This is a genomic window from Cryobacterium algoricola (assembly GCF_004402485.1).
Taxonomy (GTDB): domain Bacteria; phylum Actinomycetota; class Actinomycetes; order Actinomycetales; family Microbacteriaceae; genus Cryobacterium; species Cryobacterium algoricola.
Genome location: NZ_SOFG01000011.1, coordinates 664,723 through 682,835, shown reverse-complemented (window position 1 = coordinate 682,835; position 18,113 = coordinate 664,723). Strand labels below are relative to the sequence as shown.

Here is an 18,113-nt window from a genome sequence, read left to right as displayed (position 1 = left end):
GCGAGGGCAGGGGATACTTGACCCCGTGACCAACTCACTGCTGACATTCAACATCGTCGACGGACAGATCGTGTTGGTCTTCAGCGCACTCAGTCTCGCAGCGTTGATCTATCTCGTAGTGCGCCGAGAACCACGATCGCTCGGTGGCCGGAGAGCGCTTCGACGACGTGCTGCCGTCCGACGGGTGCGTACCCTTATTGTGGCCGCTGGGCTCGGGGCGATCGCTGCGATTGTCACTCTGATCATCACCGAACTTGGTCTCAACGTATTCGGAACACCATTGCAATCCGATACGCGTTACTGGGTAACCGGGGCCTTCGCTGCCGTTGGGGTCGCGATCGTGAATCTGTGGCGTTCACGAGGGTGGAGAAGAGTCATTGCCGCAACCACGATCCCTCTCTTTCTCGTGACGGCGATGTTCGGTATCAACGCCGGGTATGGGCTCAACCCGACACTGGCGTCACTGTTCAATATTGACGTCGGGCAACGGCTGACGGTGCCGCCTCAGACTGCCCCGACATCCCAGGTCCCGTCCGAGCCCGCGGCGCCGCTCTGGACGACATGGAAGGCGCCGGCCGGGATGCCGGCCAAGGGACAGTACGGAACAGTGACGATTCCGAACAAGGCGTCGGGGTTCGCGGCTAGGCCGGCATATTTATACTTGCCGCCGGCGGCCCTTGTGCCCAACCCGCCGGCTCTGCCGATTTTGATCATGATGATGGGCCAGCCGGGCGGCCCCGATCAGAGTTCCCTGTTTGTCCAGACCGTGGATTCAATGGCGGCTGCCAACGGCGGCCTTGCACCGATCGTGCTCACGATTGACCAGATAGGAAGTCCCGAGAAGAATCCTTTGTGCATAGACTCGCCCGCCGGGCGAGTGCACACGTATGTCATGAGCGACGTTCTCGACTACATTCATGTCACCTTGCACGTGGCCGATGGGCGCCAGAACTGGGCCATTGGAGGTTACTCCAACGGCGGCACATGCGCCCTATCATTCGGCGCCAAACACCCGGACGTCTTCGGATCGCTGCTGGACATCTCAGGGGAGATCGAACCCTCGCTGGGCGCAGAGAGCGCAACCCTTCGCAACGGCTTCGCAGGAAATCAAGCCGCGTACGACGTCGAGAAGCCGGTCAACATTATGAAGGCCCATCACTACACCGACATGTATGCGATCTTCACATCCGGAGAGAAGGACCCGACCTACACCGCCGAGGCAACGACAGCCGAAGCAGCAGCAAAGACAGCCGGTATGACAACGGTCCGGCTAACCGGGCCCGGGGTCACGCACGGAGCAGACGCGGTCAAGTTCGGATTCCCCACAGGACTTACCTTGCTCTACCCACGATTCGGACTTCAGAAACCCTCCTCGTGAATGCATCGTGACAGGCGGTCACGATCCGCGTTCGCCATCGAGGACCCAGCCGCATGTCGCGGGCCCAAAGCTGGCCGAACTGGGTTGATCTTGGGCGGGCCTGAGAGATGCCGGTGTCGTGTTGGCCGCAGACGTCGCGAGTGGCAGCGGCTATTTGTACTGCGGTGCTGCGGGGAGTCCGAAGTACTCTTCTAGCGTGCTGACGCCGTTTGAGTGCATTTCTGTGGCCAGCTCGATCCCCACGAATCGGAAGTGCCATGGCTCATAGGTGTAGCCGGTGATGGGTACTTTGTCAGCCGGGTACCGAAGTAGGAATCCGAACCGCCATGCGTTTGTTGCCAGCCATGTTCCCTGAGTGGTTTCGCCAAAGCAAGCTGCGAGCGAACACTTGGCTGGCAGGGCGCTGATGTCGATCGCGAGTCCTGTCTGATGTTCGCTCGTGCCGGGCCGTGCTGTGTCGGTATCAGCGGCTGCTTGGCCACTGGCCGTGACGTCTTGGTCGTAGACCCCGCGTTGGGTGGCATAGCTGCGAAACGCGCTTTGGGACTGCATCTTGAGCCCTGTTTCAGCCGTGAACGCGGCGAACATGGCAACCACTGCGTCAGCTGCCGGCTTCCGGAGTTGCGGTTCCCACACATGAGGCACACCCACGACGACGAGATCTGGAGGGGTGAAGTCGAGGGGCTTGAACGGTCTCGCCTTATTGACGACGACCCATATGCTGCTGGGGTCGTCGGCTGAGTGCGCGGTCCGGTTGAACGGGGCCCCTGCATCGGGCGTGGACGGAGACGACGCAGACGGCCCCGTCGAAGTCGGGCCCGCCGTGGGAGTTCGCGAGGAACCAGCTGGTGCGCCCCCCGGGTCCACCGAACAAGCGTTCAGTGTCAGGACCAGCGCCGACACGAATGCGACGCCGGCGACTCCTGTGGTCAGTCGCCGCAGCAGAGTTCGCGCCTTGAGTGAAGATGATCTTGCCCGCATTCCTCTGACCATATTCTGACTGACTGGGAAGAGTGTCCTCGGCCTCGAGGGCGGACCTGATTTTTTGCCTTGGCTTGCGCGGCCACCGCGCTGGAACGACTTCCTCAGGGTCGACGTTGGCTTCCGGACTATTCGCCCGCGTCAATCCGCTTCGCGATGAGTCGAAATGCCTCCCACGTGAGGGTGCTGTCGGCCGCGACCATCTTCATGAATCCGTCCAAGGGCAGGCCAACGTCGACGAGTAACCACTTGGCGCGCACTTCTTCCGCCAAGGCATCGATCTCTTCGGTGAGCGTCATGACTGTCTCCTCTTATCTATCGTGAACGTAGTCTCCACGTGTTCCTGCCCCGGGTTGGGGCGCAGACGTCGACGGTGGGGACTGATCTGATCCTGCTGACTAGGGAACGTGATGGTGGGCATTCGGTTTACGCTCAGCACCGCCTTGATGAGCGTTGTCAGTATTTCGCCGCCAATGTGGGCGGGTTCAGTCTTCGTCGGTGAGTGGAGGCTGAGAGCTGTGTGCCTGGGCTTCTCTGCGGCGCCAGTCTTCTGGTAGTGCGGCTTCGAGTGCATCGTCGACGGTGATGATGCCGAGGATATGCCCGTCTTCATCCAGCACCGGCAGGGTGAGGAGGTTGAAGTCCGCCATCCGAGTTGTGACGTCGATGATGTCGTCTTCGGGGGCTGCATGAACTGGCTCGGGGTCGACGATCTCCCTCAGTGTGAGGTCTGCGTCGGCTTGGAGAGCGCGGATGATGCTGATCGCTCCGGTTAGGCGCTTCTCGCTGTCGAGGGTGTAAATGGTGGTGAGTGCTTCGGGTTGTTCGGTGGTGGAGGTCCGGATGACTTCGAGGGCGTCCCGTATGGTGGCGTTTTCGGACAGGGCGAGGTACTCCACACCCATGAGCCCTCCGGCCGTTGCGTTGTGGTACCCCAAGAGTGTGAGGACTTTGGTGCGATGAGGTTCGGGGAGGAGTGAAAGTACCTCCCGGCGCCTCTCCTGGGGCAGGTCGGTAATGGCGTCAGCGGCATCGTCGGCGCGCATGCGGGATAGGACCGAGGCGACATCCGTGGTGCTTCTGGACTTGAGGAGTTGGGAGAGACTGTCTTCCTCGAGTTCCTCGAAAACGTCCGCTTCGAATTCTGGGTCCGCGTGGACCTGGGCGAGGAGCTCGTCTTGTTCCTTGGCATCAGCTGTTTCGATGATGTCCGCCATCTGCGCGGCCTTCAGCCGGCGCAGCTTCCCGAACGACGTGCGAACGAGTACGGATGGTTGGTGTCCGATCAGGGCTTCGAAGGAGCGCCAGTCCCGCACAGGGTGATTGCCCTTGTCGCGGCGTGAGGACCACCAGTGCGACTGGTGGACGTTGAGCCCGGTGACGACCCAGACGCCCGGGGTAGGGCTCAGGTACACGTCGTGGGCGTGGACCAGCCGGGTGAGGTACACATCGTGGGCGCGGACTAGGGAAGCGAGGTCCACATCGATGAGCCGATGGCCGAGGACATCGGCGTTCAAGAGGACCTCGCCTGGCCGGCGTTCGAAGGCCCGGACGTCGAGACGGGCGCTGGCCAGCTCAATGCGATCGGGCTCCAGAGCCTCGACGTCGGCGATAGGGACGAACACCGTTTCGGAGCCGACCCGGACCACGAGCGCGGTCAGGAGCGGATAATCGTCTCCTCGGAGGCGGACGATAACGTCAGCGAGCCTGCCGAGGGCTTTCCCTTGGCCGTCGACGACGGTATGCCGGAGCAACTGCGAGAGGCCGACCTCGGAATCGGTCATGCCGCGGATCGTCGTGTTCACTGTAGGTCTTCTTTCCCGATCGTTGCTTGGTTTCTTGGGGGAGTTGACGGTGTTGACTTGAGCGTAGGACTCATTTGGTCAGTGGCCGAGAGCGAGTTGAACTACCCGCACGACGACCAAGGCCATCGCCAGGAGCAGGTAGGTGCGCAGGACAGCAAGACCGATGCGCCGGCCGGTTGAGAGCTCGGGTCTGGACAGAAGGGCCAAGGGTGGCATCCTCCAGCGCAAACGCTGGGCGTGCTCCATCTTCGGGACGGGCTCACGAGCGGGGCGTCGGCGGCGCAGCACACCCACGATCACACCGGTGGCCAGGCCGAGGAAGGTGCCCCCGCCGAGGATCCACAGGATCGCACCGGCCGTTATCTCCGGGAACAACACGCTGGCCGTGAGGACGATGGAGAGCATGACCAGGATGGCGACGACCACCGAGGTGAACAGGTTCAGCCACTTGCCGTTGACCCAGGGTCCGAGGACTTCCTTGTCGTTACAGAGCAACAGGAGAAAGACCGTAGCGGAGGGCAGCAGAACTCCGGCGAGGGTTTGCACACCGACGGTCAAGAGCCCGAGCGGGCTACCGGGGATGAGGACGACGGTGGCAGCGATCACGAGCAGGCCCGCGAATACGGCGTAGAACCCTTTGGCTTCCCACGGTTTGCGGTGCAGTGAATGCTTCAATCCCAACACGTCGCCCAGGGCGTATGACGTGGAGAGGCCGACGGCAGCCGCCCCGATGATCGATGCGTCGATCAGCGCGATTGCGAACATGATTCCGACGCTTGGCCCCACATACTTACCGAGGCCTTCGGCCACTCCTAAGGCGTCGGTGAAGTTGCCGAATTCTGGTCGCCCCGTGAAGGTCGCCGAGGTGAAGCCGATGATCGCGGCCGCGCCGACGATCACCATCAGAATCCCGATCCACAGGTCGACCTTTTCATAGTTCATGAAGCGCGGGGTGATGCGTTTGTCGATGACATAAGACTGTTGGAAGAACAATTGCCACGGGGCGACGGTAGTTCCAACGATTCCGATGATCAGCAGCATCACTGTCGAGAGTTGTGAACCTGCGGGCATTCCCGGAATGATGAAGTTCCTGGCCATCTCACCCAGATTCGGGCGAGAGAGCACGAAAACGGGAACGAGAAGCAGTGACCCAGCCACCAGGAACAGGCTGACGCGTTCGAATCTTTTGAAGGATCCAGTACTCACGGCGCCTAACACGAGCAGGGCTGCGACGATGACGCCGGGGACCTGGGGGATGCCCAGGTATTGGAGCCCCAGACTGATCCCGATGAATTCGGTGACGATGGTGAGCGCGTTCAGGATGAACAGGTCGATGACGCTGAACGCACCCCAGAACTTTCCGAACCGTTCCAGGATTAACCGGGCATGGCCCACTCCTGTCACCACGCCCAGCCGCAACACCATCTCCTGATTCACATACAGAACCGGAACCAGCAAGAGCAGCGTCCACAAGAGTGAGGTGCCGTAATTTTGTCCGGCCTCGGTGTAGGTCCCGAAGGCGCCGGCATCGTTATCGCCGACCATCACGATGAGCCCGGGGCCGAGGATCGCTAGCAGGGTACGGAACTTGGCCGGGAACCCTCGGCGGGGTGCATCATCACCCAGACGAATGGTGCCCATTGCACCTTCAATATCGCCGAGATGGGCTGAGTCGAGCACGGCGGAAAGCGGCCCCGTCGGGGTCGGGCCGGTTTCAGAGCTGGTGACGCTTTCGCTGCTGTTCGTCATCGTGTGCGGCTTTCTGCGCAGGGAGCGAGTATGTGTACGCGTGGGAAGTCCGGAGGCGTTGCCGGAAGAGCGCGGGCCAGGGGCCGTGCGCGGGGAAGAGCGAGTGTCTAACGGGCAAGGACGGGCAGGGGGAGACAGGGTCTATGGCTTTCGCTCATCGGCGTTCTCCCTCCACTTCGTTAAGCGCACGAAGAGTCCGACCTGACCGGCCGAGGTGACCTCTTCTCATAAGACCTTTGGCACTTTGCGGCGTTAACCCGGGAATCGGGAGCCAATCGGGGAAATCCCTTGTTCCGGGAAAACCTGTCCTGACCCGGGGCGTCTCTGGACGTTGGGGGTCGCTGGCTTGTATCCGCAAAGGAGCCTCAGCTAACAACTGGCGCCTTGCGAGAGTCACGTTACGCGGCTGATTTACCACTCCGCAAGCAAGGTGTGGCTACGCTCAAACCCGTAGGAGAAGAGAGAGTGAGTCCACCGCGCACTGGCGAATAACGATGCCGTGAGCCAGGACAAGGCCCCGGATCCAACCCGTGGTAGGACATGCTGGCCTTCCTAGATTGCCCGGCTGCATGGTGTTTGACTGTGGTCATCCTGCACAACCGTCGCCTCGAAGTCGAGGGACGCCCCATGCTGCAGCATCCCTCTGTGGAAGGAGCGCGAGGCGGATGAGTGAATTCGGTGTACTGATTCTGTTGGGATTCGGGGACACTATCGACTCTGTCCCTGCTCACAACGAGACCGCCATCGAGACGCCCGGCAGAACCGACGTAGACGATTTGGCCGTCACCCTGGCTCGACGCGCGGCGGATCTGCTGGCCGCGGCCAGGCTCTCTCCCGACGTCGTGTTCACCCCGCCCCGAACAAACAGTATTCGATTCGTCAATACGCTCCTGTGTGAACTACACAAGCTCCCGCGCACGGTCATCTCAGATCGTCGCCTCGACGTAGAGCCCGCTTGGCCCCGTGCTCGCGCCAACCTGCGGCACGATCGCAGTCACCCGGATGGCTGGCTCAGCCGGACCGAAAGGTCTCTGGACCCAAGCGACGCCGGTGGACACAGGGGGTCGCTATGGGAAGGCAACGTTCGCGCTCCCGATACGGAGGCAGCCATCCCGAATTCCTTCGCGACGCCGGTGATGTCTGATTTCTACTCCGAGCGTGTCGTTTCCTTCCTCCTCGCCCACCAAACGGTCCTGATTGTCGCGAGCCCCACGTCGATCCGGGGCCTTCGTTCCACACTGAGCGGAAACGCGGCTCAGCTCGGTGACGAACTTCCCGCCGGTCAACCGCTCGCCTTCACCTTCGACCGTCATCTGCGACCAACCGATCCGGAGGGCCGCAACTTGTGAATGTGCACGCCGCCACCAGTGACCGCGACCCGCAACCTGGGCGACCCGAAAACGATCCGAGCGGAACCTCAGGGTGCACGGCCGCCATCCAGTCACCGTTCAGCGGGGATTGCGTAGGCTTCCGTCGAAACAGACGGCGACGCGCCAAAGTAGTTCAGCGCTGAGGAAAAAGTGAGGGCGATGCACAACCCAAAACTACGTGCTCACGCCCGTTCTGCTGGGGTGCCGGTCAGGCACGGGCGACTCGCCCGACGTGGCCCATGGCGATCCGTCGGCACGATTCTGGCGTTCACAACCGGTGTACTCATTGTCAGCGGGGGAGCCGTCGCAGGAGTAGCTGCCTGGGATCTCGCCGGCAGCGTGAAGCCAGGAGTGCATCTCGCACACATTGCGGATCCCTCGGGTAGCACGACGGCTCCGGCTGCGGATGTCGCCGCGATCAGCGGAGGGGTGAACCTTCTCCTAACTGGCACGGATACCCGCACCGGACAGGGCGGTGCCTACTCGACGAGCGCAGAGCTCGCCGCGAGTGCCGGAGCGGGCAACAACGACGTCACCATGCTTTTGCACATTGCGCAGGATCACCACAGTGCGAGCGTGATCAGCTTTCCGCGCGACCTGATGGTCGCCGTCCCGACCTGCCCCCAGACGGACGGGTCGACCGCATCCGCGTCGAACCGGGTGATGCTGAACACGACGCTCGCGCGCGGGGGACTCTCCTGCGTCGTGGTCACGATCGAGAAGCTCACCGGACTCCAGATCCCCTTCGCCGCGCAGATCAGTTTCGATGGCGTCACGGCCATGTCCAACGCCGTCGGTGGCGTCACGGTCTGTATCGCGTCCCCGATCAATGACCTCTACACGAATCCGCCCCTGCACCTGGCTGCGGGCCAACAGACCATTTTGGGCGACGAAGCGCTGTCGTTTCTGCGGAGCCGGCATGGAGTCGGTGACGGCAGTGACCTCGGCCGGATCAGCAACCAGCAGGTCTTCATGGCTGCCCTGGCCCGGAAGGTGGAAAGCGGCGGAGTGCTCGGGAACCCGGTCGCGCTGTATGCCCTGGCCAAAGCCGCGACGGGTAACATGCTGCTGTCCGACACCCTGACAAACCCGACGACCCTGGTTCAGATCGCACTCGCCCTCAAAGACACGGGCCTGGCCAACATGGTCTTCCTCCAGTACCCGACCGTCGCTGACCCCCAGGACGTGAACCGGGTCATCCCGCAATCGACCGGGGCCACCATCGTGAACGCCGCGCTCGTCGCCGATCAGCCCATCGTCCTCAGCGGGCTGCCCGGCCGCGCAGCGGTCATCGATAAATCGGCAGCCACAGCCACAGCCACGCCGCCGCCGACGCCGAGCACGTCCGCCTCGGCCAGGACACCCGGGGTCGCGACGCCAACCACGACAACGCCCACGCCGACAGGTGCAGTTCTTCCGTCCACCGTCACCGGGCAGACCGCCGCCGAACAAACCTGCAGCAAGGGCAACTAGAGCCATTCAGGGTGGTGCCACACCTCGAGCGAGGGGGTATACGTAGCTGCCGCCGAGCCCGGAGCGAGCTCCAAGTGGGATGGGTCCTCCGTGGGGCTGCACATGATGAGGCATCCTCCTCGGTCCCGTCGGAGCGGGGGGGTGCCCCTATGTTGTTGTCAAGCGGCGAGCTGGTGGTCGGCTTGATAAAGGGTGCCGTCGCGGAGCATGGCGTAGAGGACGTCGCAACACCTGCGCGCGAGGGCGACGAGGGCTTGGTTGTGGCGTTTGCCTTGGGCGATCTTTCGGTCGTAGTAGGCACGGGAGAGCGGGTCACGGAGCGCGGCGAACGCGGAGAGGAACAGTGCCCGTTTGAGGATCTTGTTCCCGCGTCTGGATGGGTGTTCGCCGCGGATGGAGCTGCCGGAGCGTCGGGTCACCGGCGCCAGGCCGGCGTATGCGGCGAGGTGGCCGGCCGTGGCGAAGTCCTTCCCGGAGACTTCGGTGAGGAGTCTGGCGGCGGTCCTGATCCCGACTCCGGGCACGCTGATCAGGACGGGGTGAAGAGGGTGTGCCTCCACGAGCCGTTCAACCTCGACTGCGATCTCGTCGCGTTGGCGTCGGAGCGCGGTGAGCTGTTCGGCGAGTTTGGGGAGTACGATGCTGGTCGCGTTGGTTCCGGTCACCACGACAGTCTGCTCACTGAGCGCCTGGGTAATTTCGTCTGCGAGACGGCGGCCCATGCGCGGTACCAACTTGACCAGCCGGTTGCCGAGGCGGGTCGTGCCGGCAGCCCTCATCGCCGTCGGTGACGGGTAACGCTGCAGCAAATCGAGTACCGCCGGGTGGTCCAGGCGCGGGCCGATAACCCGTTCCAACGCGGGGTGGATCTGGGTGAGGAGCCCGCGGATGCGGTTGCTCGTGGCCGTGATCTGGCCGACGACGTCGTCGTCGAAGCCGCAGAGCATCGAGAGCTCAGCGACCTGCTCATCGGCCAGCTGCAGCGACCGCAAAGCGTGCGGGAGGCTTCTCGCGGCTTGGGCAATGATCGCGGCGTCGCGGGCATCTGTCTTGGCTTCGCCCGCGTGCAGGTCCGCGATGCGGCGCATAGCCAGACCTGGCAGATAGCCCACGAGCACGTCCTCTGCCTGGGCGACGGCGATTGGTAAGGCGCCAATGGTCGCGGGCTGATCGACGACGAACAAGACTTGGCCGTGCCGTTTCAACTGCCCGATCAGGTCCCGCAGCTTCGCTTCGTCATTGGGCAGGGCCTTGTCGAAGAGTTGATTGCCAGCCCGGTCGAGAGCGACCGCGTGGTGTTCTCCTTTGCCGACGTCCACGCCGATGAAGACGTCGACGCTGTCGTAGTTCTCGATCATGAATCCTCCGTCTCAGGTTCCACAAAGTCGGCCCGAACAGCGGCATCAAGTCTCGGCATCCACGTTACGAACGGCCTGGGTTACGTCCCGGTCCAGCCCCTATCAGCGATCACCTGATGCCAGTCAGGCCCGGTGACAACACCCCCCGGATCATGGGCGACTGGGGGCAAGAACCATGCCGGGCCTGACAGGCCAACACCCTCACATAACTACACGATCAAGGGCTACGAAGAAAGTAACGGGGGGCGAGCAACACAGCCCAGGGTTCCTTTTGGCCCGTCGCTCGTGCTCCGCGGAATTGCGCTTCCTGATTGCCCGCGTTAACGTCAGGTTTCCGGGGGATGTGCAAGTCGGTGCACCTTGTCAGGTTCGATTTCCTGAATCCTCCACTATCGGTGGCCGAGAACAGTGAGCGTGACCCGCGTCGTACCGGCAGTAAATCTGTTCCAAGGCTCAGTCGCTCCGAGGCTCCTTGGCGTCAGTCCGCGGCAGGAGCATCGGCGATCGGAGGTCATCGGGCGGACCTACACTTCAGATTGTGACAGTTGTGACGGAACCCCCAAAGCGACACGAGCACCGGTGGCCTGTACTGGCCGCTGTGATCGTGAGCCTCGTCCTCTACCTGCTCATTCCTGAGAAGGTCCAGCTCGTCCCACGCTGGGTGGTTCCCTCGCTCGGTGTTCTCCTGGTCATCCCACTCACGATTCTGAACCCGCGCCGCCTCTCCAAGGAGACGACGTGGTCCCGCTGGCTGTCAATCGGACTGGCAACCCTGCTGACGTTGGCGAACCAAGTGACCGTTGTTTTTACCGTAGGCCAACTTCTTTATGGTCACGTCAGCGGCCCGGATGTACTGCTGACCGCCGGGCAAGTGTGGATCACCAATGTGCTCGCCTTTTCGCTGGTCTACTGGGAGCTCGACCGTTCGGGCCCGATCGCTCGCCGGGACGCGATTCTCTGGTCGACGGCGACAGCTGACTTCCGCTTCCCTCAACACGATGGAGCTCCCGGAGGCGAGGATTGGCGCCCGGGCTACTTTGACTACGCCTACCTCTCGCTGAATAACATGATGGCTTTCAGCCCCACTGATGTGATGCCACTCACGGTTCGGGCCAAAGCCTTGATGGGATATCAAGCGCTCACGGGCTTCGTCCTGCTCGCACTCGTGATCTCCCGTGCCGTGAATATCCTGAACTGAAACGCGATCAAGACTTTTCGATGCGGTGGTGCCGTCGTATTGAACCGCAGTGAGGGCGATGATCGTCGCCTCGGGAGCGTCCGATCACGGTGCAGATGGCATGGGTGCTCGTCTGACGTTACGAGCAAAGGAGAGCACCACACCGATCCCAATTAGGGTCGTCAACAGGGCGGTGCCGCCCGCGGAGATCAACGGTAAGGGGACGCCGAGGACCGGGACGAAGCCCAGGACGACTCCCATGTTGACGAGAGCTTGCCCGACGACCCAGACCATCACGGCGGCAGTTGTCACACGGACCTGCAAGTGCGAGGTCGTGCTCATGATGCGAAGGAAGGCGATCGCGAGGACGATGAAGAGGAGGAGGACGACAATGGCGCCGATAAGGCCGAGCTCTTCGCCGATGATGGCGTAAATGTAATCGTTGTCGGCGGCAGGCAACCAGGACCACTTGGCTTTGGAGTTACCGAGACCCACGCCGAAGATCCCGCCATCAGCCATGGCCCACGTGCCGTGGAGGGGCTGCCAGCACGCAGCTGAGATGTTCTTCGAACTGCTATCGCATCCTGTCCCGAAGAACGCCAGAACGCGTATCAGCCGGTTGGCGCTCGCTGCTGCTGCTGCGACCGCGCCCACCGCTCCGACTCCTAGCGGGATCGCGAGCATCCGCATCCGCACCCCGGCGAAAACCAAGGCGCCAAACAGGATCGCGCCCAGGATCACCGTTGTTCCCAGGTCGCCGCGGATCATTACAAGGAGTACGGCGGCACCGCCAACGCCAAAGACTGGAATGAGCACGTGGCGCCAGTCACTGAGCAGGTTCTGCTTTTGGGCGAGAATCGTGCCCAGCCAGATGACCAGGGCGACCTTGATGGCTTCGGAGGGCTGAAATTGGAAACTTCCGACCGATAACCAGTTCGTATTCCCAGCAACAGTCACGCCCAATGGCGTGAAGACAAGGCACTGGACTAGGCACGTCACGATGAGAGCCGGCCAGGCGATGCGTTGCCAGAACTTCAATGGTGCCCGGCTCACAACGAGCATCAACGGGATACCAACGATCGCGATGAAGCCTTGATGGAGGAGGACCCCGAAGAACCCGCCATTGCTCACATATGAATCGACAGACGATGAGGACAACACCATGGCGAGGCCGAACAGGACAAGAAACAGAGTCACGCCCAACAGGAGAAAGTAATCAGCTGACGGCGTGCGCACCAATCGTCCCAGGCTGATCCTCGTGGCCGGTACGGTCCTCGGCCGCTCGCTGGCGGAGCTTGATGATGTGTCGAGCGTGCGCTGGCGAAAAGGAGTTTCCATAGGTCTCACGTATCCCTGCCGGGGTCAGCAGGGACGGCCGGCGCGAATGCTCCGGATCCCTGGGAATTTGAAGAATGGGGGACAACTGTTGAGCGGTGACTTGAGCCGCCCCGTCGGCCAACGAGTCAGCGAACGACGGGATGAACGCCTGGCGAGCATGGATGAAAATGGTGTGGCATGAGGATGTTTCGGTTCACCTGTCGAGCATTCCAGACGCATTCCGATGTAAACGGCACCGAATCCTGAAAACCTTCTGAGGCCTGGACTCGTGCCCAGTGCAGTTTCACAGGTTCACGCCCGCTGCGAATGGGCTCCGGATTGCGAGGCCGCGCACAGTTCACGTTCGCACCGACAATCTGCGTATCCATCGCTCCGAGGCAGCACTCTCCGGCAATTTCGCCGCATCCGCGCGGCCCGGCCGACCGGGTCATCGCCCTGAGCTTTACATCTAGGGCTGAGGTGCGACTTCTTGAAATCCGAGGCGTAGGGCCAGAACGTCGAAGGCCTTCGTGAGTCCTCCGAGGAGGGCCCCGATGGTGTGGCCTTCGCCGGGGACTTCGTAGTAGCTGGTCGCCATGCCGGCGCCTAGGGCGACGGTACTCAGTTCCTTCTGGGGTGGCCCGATCACGGAGTCATCCGCACCGACGGTGAACACGGCGTCGGTATCGGGGTAGGACGTTGACGACATGATGGTCGCTGGTTTCGTGGCGTCGTAGGCGGCTTGGTCTCCGCCGAAGACATCGGCAAGAACCGTGGGTTCGGATTCAGTTCCCGCGAAGGTCGTCCCGGACGCACTGATCACGTTTCCCCAGACATCCGGGAATCTGGCAGCCAGGGAGATTGCGCACTGGCCGCCATTGGAGAACCCTGCAACGGTCCAGTCGATGCGGTTGCTCATGATGCGCAGGTTTGCGCGCGCCCAGTTCACGACATCCTGCTCAATGTAGGTCTGCACGTTGCCGTGTTCCGCTGTGTCCAGGCAGAGGGAATCAACGCTCGGGTCGCCGAGCTGGTCGGCGACGACGACGATCGGGGCCTGACCGTCATGGGTGAGCGCGAACGTGTCGAGGACGGATCCGATGTACGAAGCGTCGGGGTTTCCGGGCTGGCCCATCATCATCAGCACGAATGGTAAGGCCGGGGCGTTAGCTATCTGAGCCGCCGGCGGGAGATACACCTCTGCGTCTCGAGCAGTGAAACCGGAGGCCGTCGCCGGAATGTGTACCGCCTCCACGGTCCCGGTGATCGGCAGGGCGGATGCCGCCATGGACACACCCGGGTCGGGCTGCGAATCCGGACTCGTGGCTGATGCGGGATGGTCCAGGAGGACGAAGCCCCCGGCTCCGAGGGCCACGCCGATCAGAGCCACACTCGCGATACGGGTCTTATTGCGTCTGGCAGTCATTCTCACTGGTCGTATCTCTGTCCTATGAATAGCTTGAAGACCAAACGGCCGTGCATCTGCGGCCATTGGAATTCCTGGCAGAAGACGATTCTGCCCGGGCGGATCGGGAGTGAGTGCGGGGCGCCCGATTCGGACGCTGCATCGGGCAGGAACGCTTCAGGCAATGCCGTGGTCGGGACGGCAGCTCAACGGCGGATCTTTGGCCACGGTCGCGCTGCCGGGTCGGAGTTACTTGAGTGCTGCTCGGATGGTCTTGGCGTCGGTCTGTGCCTGCTTGAGTGCGGCGCGCGCGGTGGTCGCGGATGCCTTGAAGGCTTTCATGATGTCGTGGTTGGCGGCGTATTGCTCCGGTGTGACGGCGAGCGATCCGGTGGCCAGCCCGGTTGCGGCGCTGGTGGCCTTGCTGATCTGGGCGGCCATGTCCGTGAGGTCTTCCTGCAGCGCCGCAGTGGATTTGGATGCGTCCTTTCCTGAGAGAAGGCCCGAGAGCCGTGTCTGTTCAGCGGTGAGCTTCACCGCCGATTTGGAGACCACAGTGTCCGCAAACGTCGTGTACGCCGCCTGGGGAAGAGAGACCGAAGAGACACGGTAGGTGTTGAAGATGGCGGCGTAGTCGATTTTGGCCTGAGCGAAGTCGGTGTCCGCGGCGATTTTCGTCGCGAGGGTGTTCATGCCGTCGAGGTCGCCAGTGAGTGTCCCCAGGAGTGCACTCTTGTCGGAGCTGACAAGTGAGGTGTTGGCGGTGACTTTCGCTATCGCAGCGTTCAAGGAGGTGATTCGTTTACCGGTCGCCGTCGCGGCGGACGCCTGCACATTCGTGAGGGTGGGTGGCGTTTTCGAGTGGACAGCAGTGGAGGGAGGGGCCGGGGTGGACGTCGAAGCGGCGAACGCGGGTGCGGCACCCAGCACCGCGAGTGCGGTGAGGGCTGCGGCGCCAAGGATGGTTGGTCGAATGGTTCGATTCATTGGAAGCACTCCCGGCTCGGTCATTGATGTCGACGAGACGTCGACATGGTCAACACTGCCTGCGCCCTGTTCGAGTTGTGTGAGGTCAATGTTCGGGTTTGGTAAGGCCGACGCTCGAACCGGGCGCGCCCTAAGAGCAGATCCGTCGCCGCGGGGGTTAATGGATCTTGTGACCGACGACAGGGGACTGGTGCTGGTCGTCGAGGACGATCCGGCCATCGCGGATATCGAGCGCCTATTTCTCGTGCGATCCGGGTTCACGGTGCATCTGGAGACCGATGGCCGCGGGGGACTTGATCGCGTCCGGAGCCTTCGCCCGGCGGCAGTGCTCCTGGATGTTGGTTTGCCTGTTTTGGACGGGATCGAAGTCTGCCGTGCCATGCGGGATTCCGGAGACTGGACTCCTGTTCTATTCGTCACGGCCAGAGACGACGAAATTGATCGAGTCCTGGGCATGGAGCTTGGGGCAGATGATTACGTGACGAAGCCCTTCTCGCCCCGTGAACTGGTGGCGCGGGTCAAGAGCATCATCCGGCGCTCGTCCGGCCTCGGTGGAACCGCCGTTCTCCGGGTTGACGACCTGGTCCTCGACCCTGTTTCCCGGACCGTCGTGCGCGGGAACACGCCCGTCACATTGACGGCGACAGAATTCGATCTTCTTGCCCAGCTGATGGCTCGACCTGGACGTGTGTACTCGAGAGAGGAGCTCCTTTCTGCGGTGTGGGGAATCGCTGATTACAGTGCGAGCCGCACCGTTGATGTGCACATCGCCCAGGTCCGCGGAAAGCTCGGCCCGACGTGTCCGATCCGAACCGTACGCGGTTTCGGGTACTGCGTCACGGGCAAGGCGACTTGAATGTCGCTTCAACGGTGGCTCCGCTCCCTGGGCGGCCGGATCATGCTCGTCACGGTGGGCGTCGCTTGTGTGGCCGTGCTGATCACCACGGTGGTCTCGTTGCAACTGCTCACCGTGCTTGTGACCGGTCAAGCGCAGTCGGCGTTAGCCGCTCAGACGAGTGCGCTCAGCCAGCAGCCGTTCGCCTCGCTGCGCGCGCTCATGCAGGACGACAAAATCCTCGGCGCGCACGGAGAGCGATTCCTGCTCATCGGTCCGGATGGCAAAGTACTGGGTGCGGTGGGCGCCGAGGTCAAGAGAACGATGATCGGTGTTCTGGGCTCTGATCGGTCCGCTTCCACAACGGTGCAAGTCGGCGGCGATACTTACGTCGTCGAAGGCCGTCCGCGCCCGGGCGGCGGAGGGCTAGTCGGCTTCCTGCGCGTCGCTGACGTCACCGAATCGAGTGGCCTCATCGCCGGACGTATTCTGATCGCAGTCGCGATCGGCCTGGTTGCCGCCATCGTGGCGGGCGTTTTCCTGTCGCGCAGGCTTGCCCGTCCGCTCCAGGCCATGGCTCGAGACGCTCGTCGGCTGGCTGGCGGCGAACGTGGCCTCGTCGTTGTGTCCCATGGGATCCCCGAGATCGATGACGTCTCGACCTCCCTGACAGCTCTGGATCGAGCGCTCGCGACGAGCGAGGACCGTCAGCGGGAGTTTCTGCTTTCGGTTTCGCACGAGATCCGTACCCCCTTGACCGCGATCCGCGGTTATGCGGAGGCGCTTGCAGACGGCGTCATTTCCGAGACTGGTGGTTCTGCTGTCGGAGTGATTCTGGTGGCTGAAGCGAAGCGGTTAGACCGGTTTGTCAGCGATCTACTCGAACTGGCGCGATTGGAAGCTGACGATTTCACCCTGGAGTTGCGTCCGACCGACGCGACGGCGGTGTTGTGCGAGGTCGAGCGAGCGTGGCGCGGTCAGTGCGCTCAATTGGGAGTCACTCTTCAAGTGGACAGTTCTGCCAGCGATCCAGCCCCGATCCTGACCGATCCGATGCGCCTGCGACAGATCGTGGACGGACTGGTCGAGAACGCACTCCGTGCAACTCCCTCGGGGGGAGTGGTCTTGCTCACTGCGAAACGTGTCGGGGATGACACCGTGCGGATTGAGGTTCGAGACAGTGGACCTGGGCTCACGGACGCTGACGCGGCCGTCGCGTTCGAGCGGGGGATTCTGCGGGCGCGCTACAGGGATCTGCGTCCGGTGAATACGGGCCTCGGACTCTCGATCGCAGCGCAACTGGTTGGCCGTCTCGGCGGAACTATCTTCGTGCGGTCGTCAATCGGTGACGGTACTTGCTTTGCCGTTGACCTCATCTCGGCCGGTACGTCATAGCTCACCAGGTTCAGGCCAGAGGCTGCGGATTCGCAGCCATGCGGGCACGACCCTTCGGTTCGCCCGGCGGATCGCGAATGGGGTCGTGGGAGTTCGGCAGTACGTTGCATCGATGGCGTGATCCCAACGTCGCAAGCGTGGACAAGGAGTGTCATGTCGCACGACATCGGTGACAGTTCTGTATCAGAACATCGGTGACACTTACGGTGGTCGTCGTAGTGACACTTCAGGTCCACCCAGCAGCCCCTTACCCACCGGCGATTCGCTCTGCCGGGGCAATGGTCTGTGTCGTTGCTCTTGGGCTGCCGTCGATCAGCTGCTGGGAATGCTGGTGCTTTGGTGAAAGCGCAGCACCGGACCTGCAAGCTCCCACAGCGACGAATGTCGGCTGTCGTGATCGGTGCCATGAAGTCGATAGGTGACAAGGATCAGTTCTGAGGAAAGCCGATAGAACAGCCACTCCGACGTCACAGGGGTGGCGCGAGGACCCTCGACTTGCAATGCCGCGACCGTTTCGCCGTAGGTCCAACGGCGACCTGAGCGACCGATTTCGGCGAAGTCATCGGCGAGAAGGGATGACACATGCTCCGCGTCGCTCCGCACCGTTGACGATAACAACGCAAGCTCTGCATCCTGCACAGCCAAGAACTCGGACGCGTCAGATTGCCACATGTACCGAACCTAGCCCGTCACATCGACTGTCACCGATGTCCTGATGCAGAACTGTCACCGGTGTCCTGAGACATCACGAGCGTGGACAAGGAGCGGTCGTGGCAACAAAATGGCAACACTTGTGAAAAAACCACGTGATTCGAGGCCGTCCGGATGATCCAACTTCCGCGTAATTACGCGGATCGTGAGCGCAGAACAGCCCGAATGATTG

Annotated in this window: 15 protein-coding genes and 1 riboswitch; of the genes, 6 read left to right on the top strand and 9 right to left on the bottom strand. The window is 62.4% G+C overall.

Annotated features, from left to right (window positions below):
- Positions 1–25 precede the first annotated feature (25 nt).
- Positions 26–1,378 carry an alpha/beta hydrolase gene (locus E3O44_RS09920; RefSeq protein ID WP_134534569.1) on the top strand — a complete coding sequence of 451 codons (1,353 nt, stop codon included), beginning with the start codon at positions 26–28 and terminating at the stop codon, positions 1,376–1,378.
- A gap of 150 nt (positions 1,379–1,528) precedes the next feature.
- On the opposite strand, the gene E3O44_RS19765 is transcribed toward E3O44_RS09920, so the two are convergent.
- The 4 genes from E3O44_RS19765 to E3O44_RS09905 all read right to left on the bottom strand — a co-directional run bounded on the left by E3O44_RS19765 (position 1,529) and on the right by E3O44_RS09905 (position 5,913).
- Positions 1,529–2,359 (bottom strand): M15 family metallopeptidase, encoded by an 831-nt coding sequence (locus tag E3O44_RS19765; RefSeq protein ID WP_134534568.1) that lies wholly within the window; start codon positions 2,357–2,359, stop codon positions 1,529–1,531.
- 128 nt (positions 2,360–2,487) lie between these two features.
- The gene (locus E3O44_RS19200) at positions 2,488–2,658 is read right to left on the bottom strand and encodes a hypothetical protein (RefSeq protein WP_166792604.1); all 171 of its coding nucleotides are present in this window, start codon (positions 2,656–2,658) and stop codon (positions 2,488–2,490) included.
- A 186-nt stretch (positions 2,659–2,844) separates the two neighbouring features.
- A complete protein-coding gene (locus E3O44_RS09910; protein WP_241976216.1) occupies positions 2,845–4,164 on the bottom strand; it encodes a magnesium transporter MgtE N-terminal domain-containing protein in 1,320 nt (439 codons plus the stop codon).
- Between the two features lie 78 nt (positions 4,165–4,242).
- Complete coding sequence (locus E3O44_RS09905) at positions 4,243–5,913, bottom strand: Nramp family divalent metal transporter (protein WP_134534567.1); 1,671 nt, start codon at positions 5,911–5,913, stop codon at positions 4,243–4,245.
- Between the two features lie 214 nt (positions 5,914–6,127).
- A riboswitch (M-box (ykoK) riboswitch) is annotated at positions 6,128–6,297 on the bottom strand.
- A gap of 281 nt (positions 6,298–6,578) precedes the next feature.
- On the opposite strand from E3O44_RS09905, the gene E3O44_RS09900 reads away from it, so the two are divergent.
- Entirely contained in the window at positions 6,579–7,262 is a 684-nt protein-coding gene (locus E3O44_RS09900) for a histidine phosphatase family protein (protein ID WP_134534566.1), read from the top strand.
- Positions 7,263–7,634: 372 nt separating this feature from the next.
- Positions 7,635–8,756 (top strand): LCP family protein, encoded by a 1,122-nt coding sequence (locus E3O44_RS09895; RefSeq protein ID WP_241976214.1) that lies wholly within the window; start codon positions 7,635–7,637, stop codon positions 8,754–8,756.
- A gap of 158 nt (positions 8,757–8,914) precedes the next feature.
- Here E3O44_RS09895 and E3O44_RS09890 read toward each other — a convergent pair whose 3' ends face one another.
- The gene (locus E3O44_RS09890; protein ID WP_134534564.1) at positions 8,915–10,114 is read right to left on the bottom strand and encodes an IS110 family RNA-guided transposase; all 1,200 of its coding nucleotides are present in this window, start codon (positions 10,112–10,114) and stop codon (positions 8,915–8,917) included.
- A 604-nt stretch (positions 10,115–10,718) separates the two neighbouring features.
- On the opposite strand from E3O44_RS09890, the gene E3O44_RS09885 reads away from it, so the two are divergent.
- Positions 10,719–11,312 (top strand): hypothetical protein, encoded by a 594-nt coding sequence (locus E3O44_RS09885; RefSeq protein ID WP_241976212.1) that lies wholly within the window; start codon positions 10,719–10,721, stop codon positions 11,310–11,312.
- Positions 11,313–11,396: 84 nt separating this feature from the next.
- Here the strand turns inward: E3O44_RS09885 and E3O44_RS09880 are convergent, their stop codons facing one another.
- From E3O44_RS09880 to E3O44_RS09870, 3 genes are all read right to left on the bottom strand, one after another.
- The gene (locus E3O44_RS09880; RefSeq protein ID WP_134534562.1) at positions 11,397–12,629 is read right to left on the bottom strand and encodes a peptidoglycan glycosyltransferase FtsW; all 1,233 of its coding nucleotides are present in this window, start codon (positions 12,627–12,629) and stop codon (positions 11,397–11,399) included.
- A 448-nt stretch (positions 12,630–13,077) separates the two neighbouring features.
- On the bottom strand, positions 13,078–13,998 hold the full coding sequence (locus tag E3O44_RS09875; protein WP_166792603.1) for an alpha/beta hydrolase: 921 nt from the start codon (positions 13,996–13,998) through the stop codon (positions 13,078–13,080).
- 264 nt (positions 13,999–14,262) lie between these two features.
- Positions 14,263–15,024 carry a hypothetical protein gene (locus E3O44_RS09870; RefSeq protein ID WP_134534560.1) on the bottom strand — a complete coding sequence of 254 codons (762 nt, stop codon included), beginning with the start codon at positions 15,022–15,024 and terminating at the stop codon, positions 14,263–14,265.
- A gap of 136 nt (positions 15,025–15,160) precedes the next feature.
- On the opposite strand from E3O44_RS09870, the gene E3O44_RS09865 reads away from it, so the two are divergent.
- Both E3O44_RS09865 and E3O44_RS09860 read left to right on the top strand, forming a co-directional pair.
- Positions 15,161–15,856: a response regulator transcription factor gene (locus E3O44_RS09865; protein WP_134534559.1), complete on the top strand. Its 696-nt coding sequence runs from the start codon at positions 15,161–15,163 to the stop codon at positions 15,854–15,856.
- On the top strand, positions 15,857–17,230 hold the full coding sequence (locus E3O44_RS09860) for a sensor histidine kinase (RefSeq protein WP_134534558.1): 1,374 nt from the start codon (positions 15,857–15,859) through the stop codon (positions 17,228–17,230).
- A 312-nt stretch (positions 17,231–17,542) separates the two neighbouring features.
- Here the strand turns inward: E3O44_RS09860 and E3O44_RS09855 are convergent, their stop codons facing one another.
- Complete coding sequence (locus E3O44_RS09855) at positions 17,543–17,902, bottom strand: nuclear transport factor 2 family protein (RefSeq protein ID WP_134534557.1); 360 nt, start codon at positions 17,900–17,902, stop codon at positions 17,543–17,545.
- Positions 17,903–18,113 lie beyond the last annotated feature (211 nt).

What these genes read in the sequence shown, in the direction of transcription:
- E3O44_RS09890 (WP_134534564.1), bottom strand. Translation starts at nt 10,114, where the DNA reads ATGATCGAGAACTACGACAGCGTCGACGTCTTCATCGGCGTGGACGTC.
- E3O44_RS09865 (WP_134534559.1), top strand. Translation starts at nt 15,161, where the DNA reads ATGGATCTTGTGACCGACGACAGGGGACTGGTGCTGGTCGTCGAGGAC.
- E3O44_RS09860 (WP_134534558.1), top strand. Translation starts at nt 15,857, where the DNA reads ATGTCGCTTCAACGGTGGCTCCGCTCCCTGGGCGGCCGGATCATGCTC.
- E3O44_RS09905 (WP_134534567.1), bottom strand. Translation starts at nt 5,913, where the DNA reads ATGACGAACAGCAGCGAAAGCGTCACCAGCTCTGAAACCGGCCCGACC.
- E3O44_RS09855 (WP_134534557.1), bottom strand. Translation starts at nt 17,902, where the DNA reads ATGTGGCAATCTGACGCGTCCGAGTTCTTGGCTGTGCAGGATGCAGAG.
- E3O44_RS09870 (WP_134534560.1), bottom strand. Translation starts at nt 15,024, where the DNA reads ATGACCGAGCCGGGAGTGCTTCCAATGAATCGAACCATTCGACCAACC.
- E3O44_RS19200 (WP_166792604.1), bottom strand. Translation starts at nt 2,658, where the DNA reads ATGACGCTCACCGAAGAGATCGATGCCTTGGCGGAAGAAGTGCGCGCC.
- E3O44_RS19765 (WP_134534568.1), bottom strand. Translation starts at nt 2,359, where the DNA reads ATGCGGGCAAGATCATCTTCACTCAAGGCGCGAACTCTGCTGCGGCGA.
- E3O44_RS09880 (WP_134534562.1), bottom strand. Translation starts at nt 12,629, where the DNA reads ATGGAAACTCCTTTTCGCCAGCGCACGCTCGACACATCATCAAGCTCC.
- E3O44_RS09900 (WP_134534566.1), top strand. Translation starts at nt 6,579, where the DNA reads ATGAGTGAATTCGGTGTACTGATTCTGTTGGGATTCGGGGACACTATC.